Annotated in this window: 12 protein-coding genes; 3 read left to right on the top strand and 9 right to left on the bottom strand. The window is 37.4% G+C overall.

Features of this window, described 5'->3' with window-relative positions; all coding sequences use genetic code 11:
* Positions 1-24 precede the first annotated feature (24 nt).
* From pfkA to MUA90_RS06495, 7 genes are all read right to left on the bottom strand, one after another.
* Entirely contained in the window at positions 25-993 is a 969-nt protein-coding gene (gene pfkA / locus MUA90_RS06525; RefSeq protein WP_262588747.1) for a 6-phosphofructokinase, read from the bottom strand.
* 291 nt (positions 994-1,284) lie between these two features.
* Complete coding sequence (locus MUA90_RS06520) at positions 1,285-2,232, bottom strand: acetyl-CoA carboxylase carboxyltransferase subunit alpha (protein WP_114603174.1); 948 nt, start codon at positions 2,230-2,232, stop codon at positions 1,285-1,287.
* Positions 2,225-3,097 carry an acetyl-CoA carboxylase, carboxyltransferase subunit beta gene (accD, locus tag MUA90_RS06515; protein WP_262588746.1) on the bottom strand — a complete coding sequence of 291 codons (873 nt, stop codon included), beginning with the start codon at positions 3,095-3,097 and terminating at the stop codon, positions 2,225-2,227. Before accD ends, MUA90_RS06520 begins: the two co-directional genes overlap by 8 nt.
* A 65-nt stretch (positions 3,098-3,162) precedes the next feature.
* Positions 3,163-4,392 (bottom strand): NADP-dependent malic enzyme, encoded by a 1,230-nt coding sequence (locus MUA90_RS06510; RefSeq protein ID WP_262588745.1) that lies wholly within the window; start codon positions 4,390-4,392, stop codon positions 3,163-3,165.
* A 280-nt stretch (positions 4,393-4,672) separates the two neighbouring features.
* Positions 4,673-7,873, bottom strand: a complete 3,201-nt coding sequence (locus tag MUA90_RS06505) for a DNA polymerase III subunit alpha (protein ID WP_262588744.1) — start codon at positions 7,871-7,873, stop codon at positions 4,673-4,675.
* Between the two features lie 35 nt (positions 7,874-7,908).
* Entirely contained in the window at positions 7,909-8,847 is a 939-nt protein-coding gene (locus MUA90_RS06500; RefSeq protein ID WP_262588743.1) for a DHH family phosphoesterase, read from the bottom strand.
* A 43-nt stretch (positions 8,848-8,890) separates the two neighbouring features.
* The gene (locus tag MUA90_RS06495) at positions 8,891-10,186 is read right to left on the bottom strand and encodes a DRTGG domain-containing protein (protein WP_262588742.1); all 1,296 of its coding nucleotides are present in this window, start codon (positions 10,184-10,186) and stop codon (positions 8,891-8,893) included.
* Positions 10,187-10,408: 222 nt separating this feature from the next.
* On the opposite strand from MUA90_RS06495, the gene MUA90_RS06490 reads away from it, so the two are divergent.
* Positions 10,409-10,822: a universal stress protein gene (locus MUA90_RS06490; RefSeq protein WP_114603168.1), complete on the top strand. Its 414-nt coding sequence runs from the start codon at positions 10,409-10,411 to the stop codon at positions 10,820-10,822.
* 60 nt (positions 10,823-10,882) lie between these two features.
* On the opposite strand, the gene MUA90_RS06485 is transcribed toward MUA90_RS06490, so the two are convergent.
* Complete coding sequence (locus MUA90_RS06485; RefSeq protein ID WP_262588741.1) at positions 10,883-11,572, bottom strand: metal-dependent hydrolase; 690 nt, start codon at positions 11,570-11,572, stop codon at positions 10,883-10,885.
* Positions 11,573-11,714: 142 nt separating this feature from the next.
* On the opposite strand from MUA90_RS06485, the gene MUA90_RS06480 reads away from it, so the two are divergent.
* Positions 11,715-12,770 carry a M24 family metallopeptidase gene (locus tag MUA90_RS06480; RefSeq protein ID WP_398577374.1) on the top strand — a complete coding sequence of 352 codons (1,056 nt, stop codon included), beginning with the start codon at positions 11,715-11,717 and terminating at the stop codon, positions 12,768-12,770.
* Between the two features lie 184 nt (positions 12,771-12,954).
* Here MUA90_RS06480 and ald read toward each other — a convergent pair whose 3' ends face one another.
* Entirely contained in the window at positions 12,955-14,070 is a 1,116-nt protein-coding gene (ald, locus tag MUA90_RS06475; RefSeq protein ID WP_262588740.1) for an alanine dehydrogenase, read from the bottom strand.
* Between the two features lie 206 nt (positions 14,071-14,276).
* Here ald and MUA90_RS06470 point away from each other — a divergent pair, with 206 nt between their 5' ends.
* Positions 14,277-14,780, top strand: coding sequence for a universal stress protein (locus MUA90_RS06470; RefSeq protein WP_114603164.1), 504 nt, complete (start codon positions 14,277-14,279; stop codon positions 14,778-14,780).
* Positions 14,781-14,807 lie beyond the last annotated feature (27 nt).

Here is a 14,807-nt window from a genome sequence, read left to right as displayed (position 1 = left end):
TAAAAAATTTCACTAAATTTATCATTAAATTGATAATTCTTGTGCTAACTCATACATGTTTAAATCAAATTTATTACCTTTATTATTGAAGATATCGTCAAATGGTGTTTGAGTTAATTGGTTTTGTTTAATACCTACTCCCAATGCTGTTTTACCTTCAATTAACAATTTAACGGCATGACCGCCTAATCTTGATGCCAATACTCTGTCTTGACCAGTCGGGCTTCCGCCGCGTTGGATATGGCCTAATACAGATACACGTCCATCAACATGGATGTATTTGGCAAGTTCATCAGCGCAAGATTGTCCTGACATAACACCTTCAGCAACCATTACGATTGAATGTTTTTTACCTCGTTTAATACCGGCTTCTATTTTTTCTGCGATATCTTTGATATCAGTTTTTACTTCTGGCACTAAAATTGTTTCTGCACCAACAGCTAAACCAGCCCATAAAGCTAGGTCGCCGCAATCTCTACCCATGACTTCGATAATAAATGTTCTCGCATGACTTGATGCAGTATCACGGATTTTATCGACAGATTCAATAATTGTATTGAGCGCTGTGTCAAAACCGATTGTAAAGTCTGTACCTGGAATATCATTATCGATTGTTCCCGGTATACCGATAGTTTGAATATCAGGGCACTCTTCACTGATACGTTGTGCACCGCGGTAGCTTCCGTCACCGCCGATTACTACTAATCCGTCAATTCCATGGCTTCTAAGATTTTCAATTGCTTTCGCACGTACTTCTTTATCTTTAAATTCTGGGCAACGTGCTGAGTAAAGGAATGTACCGCCTCTTTGGATTGTATCTCCCACTGATCCTAATTCAAGCTTCTTAAGATCATCATTTATCAATCCGAGATAGCCTTGATACACACCGTAAACTTCAATCCCATTATAGATGGCTGTACGCACAACTGCTCGAACGGCAGCATTCATTCCCGGTGCGTCTCCACCACTAGTCAAAACTGCAATTTTTTTCATGACAACTGACCTTCCTAACTTGTATGATTTACATTAAAAATACCATAAAATAGCGTGGTTATCCATAAAAATACAATGCAATCTATAATGTAAACGTTTTATATTTCTCATTTCGAAATATAGCCACACTTTTTATTAAATATCGAATCGATACGGAGAAAATCTACTCATTATTCGTACCATTTTTAATGTATTATGCTACAGCCCATAAAGTGAAAATCAAGTGCACTTTTTGATACAAAAAAGGATTCTATACTACTTCATTAAAAAGAAGTATAGAATCCTTTTCCCTTATTGTTCCTTAAATTCACCCATTTGGCGGAATTTATTAAATCTATCGTCAGCAAGCGCTTGGCCATCTAACTTTTCAAGTTCAGCTAATTGCGCTGTAAATGCCTTTTTAATATTTTTTGCTTGTTCTTCAATATCTTTGTGCGCGCCGCCTAAAGGTTCAGCTATCATTTCATCAATGACACCTAATTCTTTTAAGTCAGGCGCAGTAATTTTCATTGTTTCAGCCGCAATTTTAGAAAGATTGCTGTCTTTCCACAATAATGCTGCTGCACCTTCAGGTGAAATAACAGAATACGTACTGTTTTCAAGCATCAATACTCTGTTCGCAATACCGATACCTAAAGCACCGCCGCTTCCGCCTTCGCCGATAACCAACGTGATAACCGGTACTTTCAAGCTTGCCATTTCAATTAAATTTCTGGCAATCGATTCGCTTTGGCCGCGTTCTTCGGCTGCTTTACCAGGATACGCGCCTTTTGTATCAATAAACGTAAAGATAGGTCGATTGAACTTTTCAGCTTGTTTCATCAAGCGCAGAGCTTTTCTGTATCCCTCAGGATGCGCCATCCCGAAATTGCGGTAAATATTATCTTTCGTATCTTTCCCGCGCTGTTGCCCTACAATAGTAACAGGTTGACCATTTAAATAACCCAGTCCGCCGATCATAGCCGGGTCATCTCTAAAGTTTCTGTCACCATGCAATTCGATGAAGTCATCGAAAATATACGGAATATAGTCTAAAGTCGTCGGACGCTCTTGCAATCTTGCTAATTGGACACGGTCCCAAGGTTTAAGATGCTTGTAGATTTTTTCAGTTTCCCTTTGGAGAGAAGCTTCGAGCATTTCGATTTCTTCTTGCAAATCCACATCATTTTTCTCCTGAGATTCTTTCAAAGCTTCTATTTTATTTTTAATATCAAATAACGGCTTCTCGAAATCAAGCATCTTTTTTCACCCCTTGTCCTGTATGCATTCTTAATAACTGGCTTAATGTAGCTTTCATTTCTTTACGGTGTACCACTTTGTCTAATTGACCGTGTTCTAATAAGAATTCAGCCGTTTGGAAATCATCCGGCAATTTCTCATTTATTGTTTGTTCAATGACACGGCGGCCCGCAAATCCGATTAAAGCTTGCGGTTCTGATAAGTTGATATCGCCAACAGACGCAAAACTTGCAGAAACGCCTCCTGTTGTCGGATGTGTAATATAAGAAATATATAATAAGCCTGCATCAGCGTGTCGTTTTAAAGACACACTTGTTTTACCCATTTGCATTAATGAAATAATACCTTCTTGCATTCTCGCTCCGCCGCTGGCTGAGAAGAGAATGAAAGGCAATTTATGTTCAGTACAATAATCTATAATACGGCAGATTTTTTCTCCGACTACAGAACCCATACTGCCCATTCTGAAACGCGAATCCATAACTGCAACACCATAAGCAACGCCATCTAATTTTGCAGTCCCTGTAACCACCGCTTCTTTTAAATCCGTTTTGCTTTGGTCTTTTTGAATCTTTTCCTCATATCCTGGGAAGTCTAATGGATTCGCAGACGTCATGCCTTTATCAAATTCTTTAAATGTACCTTCATCTGAAATTGCTTCAATTCGTTTATATGCGGTCAATGATAAGTGATGATCGCAATTGAAACATACATTGAGATTTTCAGAAAGTTCTTTAGTATACATGATTTTTTTGCATTTAGGGCATTTAGTCATGATACCTGATGGAACATCACTCTGTTTTGAATCTTGAACAGTAACATATTTTTTCTTTTTACTGCCGCGATTAAAAAAATCTTTAAACATTGGTCAACCTCCACATCACTATTATGCTGATTTCTACCGCATAACAGCGCTTTATAAAAAATAACTTATTTAATATCAGTTAATCTCATCGTTTTATTGTATATATCATCTGGATCAACTTCAACCCTTGCAACTCCAGATTCCATTGCTGCTTTTGCTACATTTCTGGCTACTGAAGGTGCAACACGTTTATCAAACGGCGCAGGAATACAGTACTCAGGTGATAATTCGTCCTCTTTTATCAAGTCAGCAATCGCTTCAACTGCAGCTTGTTTCATTTTTTCATTAATATGTGTCGCTCTCACATCTAATGCTCCTCTGAAAATACCAGGGAATGCAAGCACATTATTAATTTGGTTCGGATAATCAGAACGTCCCGTTCCTACAACTTTGGCACCTGCTGCTCTCGCATCATCCGGGTTGATTTCCGGATTAGGGTTTGCCATCGCAAAGATAATACTATCTTTATTCATTGATTTTACCATATCTTGAGATAAAGCATCAGCAACAGATACACCGATAAAGACATCTGCGCCTTTAATCACATCAGAAAGTTTGCCTTCTTGCTTATCTTTGTTCGTCCATTCCGCTACAAATTCTTTAGTTTCATTCATACCATGCGGACGGCCTTTATAAATTGCCCCTTTTGAGTCGCACATAATCATATCTCTGACACCATAAGAATAAAGCAATTTCACAATTGCGATACCTGCAGCACCGGCACCATTTAATACAACTTTGATATCTGATAATGATTTGCCAGTAATTCTTAATGCATTGATTAAACCTGCCATTGTCACAATAGCTGTACCATGCTGGTCATCATGGAAAACCGGAATTTTAGTTTCTTTCTTCAAACGGTTTTCAATTTCAAAACAGCGCGGTGCTGAAATGTCTTCTAAATTGATACCGCCGTAATTCGGTTCCAATAATTTAACAGTACGGATAATTTCTTCAGTATCTGTCGTATCTAGTGCAATCGGAACGCCTGCTACGCCAGCAAAGCTCTTGAACAATACAGCTTTACCTTCCATTACTGGAATACTTGCTTCTGGTCCGATATTGCCTAAACCTAATACTGCTGTTCCGTCTGTAACTACAGCTACTGTATTACCTTTTGATGTATAATCATAGACTTTGCGCGGATCTTCGTAAATTTCTTTACATGGTTCCGCAACACCTGGCGAATAAGCCAAACTCAATTCTTCTTTATTTGTTACTTTAACTTTAGGCGCTATGTCTATTTTGCCTTGATTTCTTTTGTGCATTTCTAAAGATTCATCTCTTAATGACAAACTGATCGCTCCTTTGTTCAATAAAATTGTTGCATATTATCGATATGAGTTCTATGATTTTTATGCTTCAATGATGCAATAGCTGTCTTGTCTTTATCTTGAAATTTAACCATTGCTATCCCAATTTTAGTATCACTTTGAAAATATGTACTGATTATAACACAGAAACAAAAGTTTCACTGATTCACATGCATGAAATCCTTAAAATTTGCAAGTTTTACGCATCAGCTTTCTAAAACTTCAGATAAGCTGATTCTATAGCACTTTACTTTGTACGCTATCACATCAGTCTGATATTTTCAGGTGATATCTGGCTGATGAGAGCTGCAATGGTTTCATGATTTCTATTAATTTGTCCCACTTTCTCCATTTTTTGTGATTGCTCATGGAATTCATAAATCGGCAGCTGATGATTATCAGAACTGCCCTCTCTATCAAAGGTTAAATCTTCTAACGCAACATTTCTCAGCACAATCATTTTTGCTTGTTTAAAGCGCATATCTTCAAACACCTCTAAGGATTGTACCGTGTTGATAATCAATTGATCTTGGTTATTTCTGACTTCAAACTTCCCTTGTACAATCAGCGGCACTTCTTCTTTGAGTTCAAGTTCATATTTTTGAAATGCATCAGGGAATATCACACCATCCATGTTCTTATTACCGTCATTCAACGTAACAAAAGCCATAGGTTGTCCATTTTTAGTACGGATTCTTCTCAATGTGTCGATTTGTGCCAAAACAGGTTGATAATTCAACGCATTGTCCAGCTTGAAAATTCCTAAATATTGTTTAGTTTCAAATAATTTTTCTACAGGATGCTTAGTAATATAGAAGCCTAAATATTCTTTTTCAAAATCACTGAGTGCCTGGTCTGGCAATTCTTCTTTTTTCTCATATTCTGCCTTTGGTGTCACAAAATCCAGCAGCATTTCATCTTGTTCCACTTGACTGACACCATCCAGCACTTGATCAAGAGTTCCTAATAAAGTCGCACGTGTTTCGCCGAATTGATCAAATGCTCCGACGAGAATCAAAGCTTCCAAAAGTTTGCGTGTTTTGACACGGCCGGATAAACGGCGGGTAAAATCAAAGAAGTCTTTAAACGGTCCGTTTTGGTAGCGTTCATCGACAATGGTTTTCACACTTTGATATCCAACACCTTTTACTGCACCTAAAGACAGGTATATACCATTTGGAGTTGCCTTATAATACCAGTGACTTTCATTAATATTCGGCGGCAAGATTTTTAAATCCATTGATTTTGCTTCCGCAATCATTTGTTCAGTTTTCTTCTCGCTGCCTACCGCATTCGTTAAGATATTGGCATAAAAGTAATTTGGATAATGTACTTTCAAATAAGCCATAGTATATGCAATTTTAGAATAACTTACCGCATGTGCACGCGGGAAACCATAATCCGCAAATTTAAGTATCAAATCAAAAATCTGCTTGCTGAGCTGTTCTGAATAACCATTTTGATTCGCACCTTCAATAAAGTGCTGGCGTTCGCTTTCAAGTACCGCTCTGTTTTTCTTACTCATGGCACGTCGCAAGATATCCGCCTCACCGTAACTGAATCCTGCGAACTTGCTTGCAATCTGCATAATCTGTTCTTGGTAGATAATAACACCATAAGTTTGTTTTAATATCGGCTCTAAATCCGGATGCAGATAACGAACTTTAGAAGGATCATGACGTCTTGCAATATAAGTCGGAATCTCCTCCATCGGTCCTGGACGGTATAAAGAAGTCATCGCCACAATATCTTCGAAATGCTGCGGCTGCAAACGTTTCAATGCATGTCTGACACCATCAGATTCTAATTGGAATAATCCGGTTGTATCACCTTTTGACAGCATTGCAAATACTTTTTTATCATCAAACGGAATCTTTTCCATATCGATTGATTGATTCAAATCTTTTTTAACTTGGTTGATAATCTGATGGATAATGGAAAGGTTTCTTAATCCTAAAAAGTCGATTTTAAGCAAGCCCAGCTTTTCATCTTCAGTCATTGTCCATTGCGTCAATAAACCTGTATCCCCCATTAATAATGGAACATGCTGATACAAGGGGCGGTCATTGATAATAATCCCTGCTGCGTGTGTAGACGTATGACGCGGCAGCCCTTCTAACTTCTTACAAATATCGAACCATAGTTCATGTCTGTGATTTCTGTGCACAAAGTCTTTAAAGTTTTGTTCTTGGTATGCTTCATTTAAGGTAATCCCTAATTTTGAAGGGATCAGCCTTGATATTTCGCTTAATGTTTTTTCTTCAAATCCCATGATACGCCCTACATCACGTGCTACAGCTTTTGCGGATAAATGACCGAATGTGACAATACCTGAAACATGGTATTCCCCATACTTTTCTTGTACATATTGAATAACACGTTCACGTCTTGTATCTTCAAAGTCGATATCAATATCCGGCATCGTGACACGTTCCGGGTTTAAGAAACGTTCAAAGAGCAAGTTGTAACGAAGCGGATCAATCGTAGTAATATTTAACAGATAGCTGACGAGCGAACCTGCAGAGGACCCACGGCCAGGCCCTACCATGACATCATGTGTTTTTGCATAATGAATCAAATCGCTGACAATTAAGAAATAGTCTTCATAGCCCATTTCTGTAATGATATTAAACTCATACTCTAAACGTTTGCGATATTGCGGTCGATCTAAATCCATTTTCGTCAGTGCTTGCTCTAATAGATTCCATAAATATGTTTTTGATGAGGATTTGTCAGGTGTTTCATACTGCGGTAATAATGATTGATGATATTGAAGATTAACATTACATTTGCTTGCGACCGCTTCTGTTGTTTCAATGATATCTTCTGACAGACTTAGATTATCGATATCTTGCTGGCTGTAGAAATGTGCATGTTGTTCGCTGCCGGTATTCACTAAATCCAAGGCAGTATTATTTTTAATCGCATTTAATGCGCTGACCGAATCTGCATCTTGTTCATCTAAATATTTAGCTTCTTGCATCCACACTCTACCTAAATCTAACTGTTCAGCTGCCCCGCTGCTTAAATGGTCTGTATATACTTCATCATGTGCTTTGAAAGCTTCAATCAAATTCAAGTGTTCAGCGTTTGCACGCTTAAAAATAATGACTAAATCATTTTGATAATGTTTTAGCCATTCAATAGAAATTGTGCGTTTATCTTGTATTTTAATCGCAGATGATAGTTGATAAAGTGATTTCAAACCATCGTCGTTTTTAGCTAATAAGACTGTTTCTATCTCTGTCAGTCCATCGCTTAAAACGACCGTCATGCCAATAATAGGTTTGATATTTGCTGCGAGACATGCATCATAAAATTGAGGGACTGCATATAAGACATTTTGATCTGTCATCGCGAGTGCTTGATAGCCTTCTGTTTGTGCTTTTTTAATGATGTCTGAAATACGCAAACTCGACTCTAACAAGTCGTAAGCAGTATGAATATTAAGATGTGCTTTCATGTCTGACAATCCCTCCTTTCATAGATTTCAATGTCTTAATCAATCAACTTTTGGTTTAACGCTTCAGCTAAGCGGTCGAACTCTTCCCAGCTGTCTACTGAAACGCCAGATGCATTCGGATGGCCGCCGCCTCCGAAAGCTTGTGCAACATCATTGATTACTATATTTTTCGAACGGATACGGCAACGGATTTCACTGCCTTCATCTACAGCAAATACCCAGATTTTCAATCCGCGCAAATCTGAAATAGTGTTAACAAATTGCGAAGCTTCATTGGGTGCTAAGCCGTATTCTTTTAATACTTCATCTGTAATTTGTACTTTCGCAAACCCATTTTCATTCATATCGAAATGCTGCAAAACATAGCCTTGGAACAGCATTAATTTAGGGTCTTTTTCTGCCATTTTATTCAATTCCGCATTATGTTCAAACGGATATTCCAATAATTGTGCCGCTGACTTCATTGTATGCGGTGTAGTGTTATTGAATAAGAATCTGCCAGTGTCGCCGACAATACCTAAATAAAGCAAGCGTGCAGTCTCTTCATTAATTACAGACGTATTGTTAAAATGACGAATGATATCAAAGATGATTTCACTTGTAGAAGAAGCTTCAGTATTGACATAGTTCAAATCACCATATTGATCAATAGGCGGATGATGATCGATTTTAATCAAGCCCTTGCCTGTATTATAACGTTGATCATCGATTCTCGGTGCATTTGCTGTATCGCACACAATTACAAGTGCATTTTGATACACAGCATCATCCACTGCATCAAAAGTTCCCATAAAATCAAGTGAAGATTCGCTTTCCCCTACTGCATAAATTTGTTTATTCGGAAATTTCAATTGCAAGTAGGATTTTAATCCAAGTTGAGAACCGTACGCATCAGGATCTGGACGTACGTGACGGTGAATAATAATCGTATCTGCTTGTTCAATTTGTTCCATAATTTCATTAAACGTGTTCATCTGAGTTACTCCTTCATTTTCAAATTCCAGGTGCGTTCGCCTATCAGCTTTCAAGCATTTGGCAAATAATCAATGCTTTTGCGACATCTTGCTGATCGGCTTGCATGCTTACTTCTATTTTAGCAAAATTACGCCCTACATCTAGCATGTTGTATTGGATTTCAAGTTCTGTTTCAATCGACACAGTTTTCATATAGATAATACTGAGACTTTCAATCATGACTTCTTGTTTTTTCAATTGTCTCATCTTAAAACGTATCGTTTCTTCAATGATTGCAACAAAGGCGCCTTTACTTAAAGTCCCGTATTGGCTTGTTAATTGCGGTGCAACATCTACTGTGATTTTATCTTTGTTAACAGAAATGTATTTGCCGACTTGGTCATTGATTGTTTCACCGACTTGCGGCTGACGGCCTAATAATTGCATCGCTCTCAATACGTCTTCACGGGAAACTACACCTAGAAGCTTTTTATTGACGGTTGTAACCGGAAGCAATTCAATACCTTCCCAAATCATCATATGCGCACAAGTTGCTACTGTAGTAGACAATTGTACGTTAAGTACTGGCTTTGTCATAACTTTATGCACATATTCATCAGAGTCTTTAGAAATAATATCTTTGCTTGTCACAATTCCTACGAGTTTAAAGTCATCATCAACAACAGGGAATCTGGAATGTCCTGATTGTTGAGAACGCTTTTTTAAATCGGCGACTGTCATTGACTCTTTGACAACTGTTTCATCCGTTACCGGTTTAACAATATCCTCAACGATGAGAATCTCTTTACGAATAATTTGATTATACATCGCACGGTTAATCATATTTGCGACTAAATACGAATCATAGTTTGAAGATAAAATCGGCAAATTGTGTTGATCTGCATAACGTTTGATTTCAGGCGTCGTATTGAATCCGCCTGTAATTAATACAGCACTTCCATGGCGCAAAGCCTCAAGCTGTACATCTGTTCTGTTTCCGACAATAAGTAATGTATGTTTTGTTAAATATTTGACTACGTTCTCTAGCTTCATTGCGCCTATCGCAAATTTTGACAATGTGTTATGCAAGCCGTTGCGTCCAGCTAATACTTGCCCATCTATAATTTTGACAATCTCCCCGAAGGTCAATTGTTCTATCTGTTCTCTTGTTTTCTTTTCAATTCTTACAGTTCCTACGCGATCTATCGTAGCAACGAGACCTAACTGTTCTGCATCTTTGATTGCGCGATATGCAGTACCTTCAGATACTTCTAAATCTTTAGCTATTTTGCGGACTGATATTTTCTGACCTACCGCAAGTGATTCAATATGTGCAAGAATTTGTTCATGTTTTGTCATTACTTACTTCCCTCATTCTCTACTTACTCTTCTTTTAATTATAACTTTCTTTGAAGTAAAAATCGAAGCTAACCTCTATTGAATTTTAACATGTATTCGTTGCTGTACCTAACGCATTATTTGAGAATTTGTAATTTAAAATCAGTTTAATTTGTTGAATATAAATTTAATTGGAAATGTTGACACATTTTTATTAGAATAAGTATTAAGGAGGGATAGAGAATGTATAAAAACATTTTACTTGGCGTTGATACAGATTTAGAAAACAAAAAAGCACTGGAAAACGTTAAAAAATTATCTGGTGAAGGCACAATTGTCACTTTATTAAATGCTATTTCAGAACAAGATGCGCAAGCATCAATCAAAGGCGGCACACATCTAAATGAATTAACAAAAGCACGCAGCAAAGAATTACAACCTACGCGTGATATTCTTGACGGCTATGGTATTGAATACGATGAGATTATCGTGCGCGGCAATCCGAAAGAAGAATTAGTAAAATTTGCGAACAGCGGTGATTACGACATCTTAGTAGTAAGTAACCGAAAAGCACAAGCAAGAAAAAAATTCGTACTTGGCAGTGTCAGCCATAAAGTAGCGAAACGTGCTCATATCCCTGTATTAATCGTAAAATAATCAGAAAAAATGCTTGTACAGATTGTTTGTACAAGCATTTTTATTATCTCTCTTTTTCAATTAGAATTGAACAGCTTCACCTGGTTTAAGGATTTGTACTTCCCCTTCTTTAGCAAGTGATTTGAACTCTTCTGGATCTTGTTCGATATAAGGGAACGTATTGTAATGTACAGGTACAGAAATTTTCGGTTTAATTAATTCATTAATCGCATAACTTGCATCTTCGATACCCATCGTGAAATTGTCGCCGATTGGTACGAAGCATACATCGACTGGATGACGTTCAGCAATTAATTTCATGTCGCTGAATAAGCCAGTGTCGCCGCAATGATAAATTGTTTTGCCTTCTAATTCTAAAATCAATCCTGTTGAAGCACCTAAGTAAACAGGAATGCCTTCTTCGTTTGTAATACTTGAACTGTGGAATGCTTGAACATATTTCACTGTACCGAAATCAAATTTCCATTTGCCTCCGATGTTCATCGGATGTACATTCTCAACACCTTTTGCTGTTGATAAATAATCTGCAACTTCTGCTAATCCCACTACTGTTGCATTATTCTTTTTAGCTATTTCAACAGTATCGCCAAAGTGATCAGCATGGCCGTGTGTTAACACGATATAGTCGACCTCTAGGTTTTCTGCATCTAAATCAGATAATTCGTTACCTGTAATAAACGGATCTACAATAACTTTCTTACCGTTTGCTTCAAAATAGATTGTTGATTGTCCATGAAATGATAATTTCATTTTTTATGCCCCCTATGCTTCTTAATCTTAGTTACAGTATAACATCTTCCCTATTTTAGTCGAAATCATTCCCCAGTACTTTTGAATTCTCAATTTATTTAGCTTAAAATATAGTTAATCAAGTAAATGGAGGTTGAGGATTTTGAAAACAGAAGAAATTGTTAAAGAAATACGTAATCAAGATGCTGGGGCTGCTTGGATTACAACACCGCTTAACGTATTCTACTTTTCAGGTTACTTAAGCGATCCGCATGAACGCCTTTTAGCCTTATTAATTACTGCTGAAGGTGAAGAAGTACTCTTCTGCCCTAAATTAGAAGTAGAAGAAGTTAAAGCATCACCTTTCAAAGGCAAAGTTGTAGGTAATGCTGATGGCGAAGACCCATTCAAATTAGTAGATTATCAATTCGACAAAATTTTAGTCGAAGAAGATCACTTAACATTGAAACGTCAAAAAGAGTTAGTCGAAGGCTTCGGCGCAAAAGACTTCGGTCCGATTGACGACACTATCAAAGCATTGCGTAATGTGAAAACACCAGAAGAAATCGAAAAAATCCAAAAAGCTGCTGAACTTGCAGATAAATGCATTGAAATCGGTGTAGATTTCTTAAAAGAAGGCGTAACTGAAAGACAAGTTGTGCGTCATATCGAATATGAAATCCAAACAAACTACGGTATCACTGACATGAGTTTCCCGACAATGGTATTATTCGGAGATCATGCAGCTTCACCTCACGGTATTCCTGGAGACCGTCAACTTCAAAAAGACGAATATGTCCTATTTGATTTAGGTGTTATCTATGAAAACTATTGCAGCGACATGACAAGAACAGTTGCTTTCGGCAATCCTAGCGATAAAGCAAAAGAAGTTTATAATGTAGTACTTGAAGCAGAAAAAGCTGCTATTGATATGATTAAACCGGGCGTAGTTATCGGTGACGTTGATCGAAAAGCACGCGGTATCATTTCTGATGCGGGTTACGGCGAATATTTCGTTCACCGTTTAGGCCATGGTTTAGGCTTAGAAGAACATGAATATCAAGATGTTGCCGGATTCAATACAAACAAATTTGTACCAGGCATGGTTATCACTGTTGAACCAGGCGTTTATGTACCGGGAGAAGTCGGTGTACGTATCGAAGATGATATTTTAGTCACTGAAGACGGACATAAAGTATTAACACACTACGAAAAATAATCTATATATAATTATTGGTAAATGCTCAAAGGCTAAGTCGCAAGGCTTCGCCTTTTTCAACGCACAAAAAGCGCCATCAGGCTCTGTTAAACCCCAAAACAGATTGCCCGATGGCGCTATTATTTTGATGTTTTCAAGGAAACAATATTTCCCTTTACATCCCATTAATTTAACGCATTCAAAATTAAATTAATGCTTGATCTACTGGTGTATACGGAAGTTCAAACGCTTTAGCTACACCTTCATTTGTAACTTTACCGTCAAATACGTTTAAACCTAATGATAATGGTTGGTTGTCACGTAATGCATTTAAATAGCCTTTGTTCGCGATTTGCAATGCATATGGTAAAGTCGCATTATTTAAACCGATAGTAGCAGTACGCGGTACTGCACCTGGCATATTCGCTACTGAATAGTGTACTACGCCATGTTTAATGAAAGTCGGATCATCGTGTGTTGTTACACGGTCAGATGTTTCGAAAATACCGCCTTGGTCGATTGCAATATCAACTAAAACAGAACCGTCTTTCATTTTCTTAACCATGTCTTCAGTAACAAGTTTCGGCGCTTTAGCACCTGGAATTAATACAGCACCGATAACTAAGTCGCTTTGTGTAACACTTTCTTCGATATTTAATGGGTTAGACATAATTGTATGCACACGTCCATCAAATAAATCTTCAAGTTCTTGAAGACGTTTTGGATTAACGTCTAAGATTGTTACATCTGCGCCTAAACCTAAAGCGATTTTCGCAGCATTTGTACCTGCTTGACCACCGCCGATAATTGTTACTTTACCTTTAGGTACACCAGGAATACCTCCTAGCAAGACACCCATACCGCCGTAGAATTTTTGCAAGAATTGCGCACCGATTTGTGCTGACATTCTTCCTGCAACTTCACTCATTGGCGTTAATAATGGTAATGAATTATCTGGTAATTGCACTGTTTCGTATGCAATTGCAACAACGCCGTTATCAACTAATTCTTTAGTTAACGTTTCGTCGTTTGCTAAATGCAGATAAGTGAATAAGATTAAATCCTTTTTGAAGTATTTGTATTCTGGCTCAATAGGTTCTTTAACCTTGATCACCATTTCTGCATCCCAAGCCTCTGCAGGTCCGTCAACAATTGTTGCACCTGCTGCTTTGTAATCTTCATTTGTAAAGAATGAACCTTCACCAGCGTTTTGTTCTACATTAACTGTGTGCCCTTTCTCAACTAATGCGTGAACACCGCTTGGTGATAACCCTACTCTGTTTTCATTATTTTTTATCTCTTTTGGAATACCTATTTTCATTCCGTACACCTCCCACGCTTATCGTAACGCGAAAGCAATGAAAGCGCAATCATTTCAGTAATAATAGATGATAAGTTTAAGTTATCATTAAAGATAAGGTTTTTGTAATTTTCAATAAATTGTAATATTAAGCATACGATTTTAATTTCTAATATTCAGTTAACTATGGTAAAATATAAGTGAAGAGTAGAAGGAGGTCATGTACGATGTTAACTTACAAACATATTTTAATCGCTGTAGATGGATCACAAGAAGCTGAATGGGCATTCAACAAAGCAGTGGATGTAGCAAAACGTAACGATTCAAAACTTATTATTACGAACGTTATTGATTCTAGAACATATACTTCATACGAAGTCTATGATGTTCAATTCACTGAGAAATCTAAACAATTCGCTGAAGAATTACTTAGAGGTTATAAAGAATTTGCCCAAAAAGAAGGCGTTAACGACGTTGAAACATTGCTTGAATTTGGTTCACCTAAAGCAATCATTCCTAAAAAAATTGCGCAAGAAGTCGATGCAGACTTAGTAATTTGCGGTACTTCTGGTTTGAATGCTGTGGAACGCTTCATCGTAGGTTCTGTATCTGAAGCTATTGTACGTCATTCACCTTGTGATGTTCTAGTGGTTCGTACAGAAGAAATGCCTGAAGATTTCCAACCTCAAGTTGCAACAGAAGAATTACGCAAACAATATCAAGCTAAATAATTTTTGCTCAATCAATCTTTCAATTGA

This window comes from Staphylococcus sp. IVB6181 (assembly GCF_025561445.1).
Classification (GTDB): Bacteria; Bacillota; Bacilli; order Staphylococcales; family Staphylococcaceae; genus Staphylococcus; species Staphylococcus simulans_B.
The sequence above is the reverse complement of the archived record's forward strand: the minus strand, read 5'-3'. Positions and strand labels throughout refer to the sequence as shown.

Coding starts and splice junctions, on each gene's coding strand:
- pfkA (WP_262588747.1), bottom strand. CDS start 993: ATGAAAAAAATTGCAGTTTTGACTAGTGGTGGAGACGCACCGGGAATG.
- MUA90_RS06520 (WP_114603174.1), bottom strand. CDS start 2,232: ATGCTTGATTTCGAGAAGCCGTTATTTGATATTAAAAATAAAATAGAA.
- accD (WP_262588746.1), bottom strand. CDS start 3,097: ATGTTTAAAGATTTTTTTAATCGCGGCAGTAAAAAGAAAAAATATGTT.
- MUA90_RS06505 (WP_262588744.1), bottom strand. CDS start 7,873: ATGAAAGCACATCTTAATATTCATACTGCTTACGACTTGTTAGAGTCG.
- MUA90_RS06500 (WP_262588743.1), bottom strand. CDS start 8,847: ATGAACACGTTTAATGAAATTATGGAACAAATTGAACAAGCAGATACG.
- MUA90_RS06495 (WP_262588742.1), bottom strand. CDS start 10,186: ATGACAAAACATGAACAAATTCTTGCACATATTGAATCACTTGCGGTA.
- MUA90_RS06490 (WP_114603168.1), top strand. CDS start 10,409: ATGTATAAAAACATTTTACTTGGCGTTGATACAGATTTAGAAAACAAA.
- MUA90_RS06485 (WP_262588741.1), bottom strand. CDS start 11,572: ATGAAATTATCATTTCATGGACAATCAACAATCTATTTTGAAGCAAAC.
- ald (WP_262588740.1), bottom strand. CDS start 14,070: ATGAAAATAGGTATTCCAAAAGAGATAAAAAATAATGAAAACAGAGTA.
- MUA90_RS06470 (WP_114603164.1), top strand. CDS start 14,277: ATGTTAACTTACAAACATATTTTAATCGCTGTAGATGGATCACAAGAA.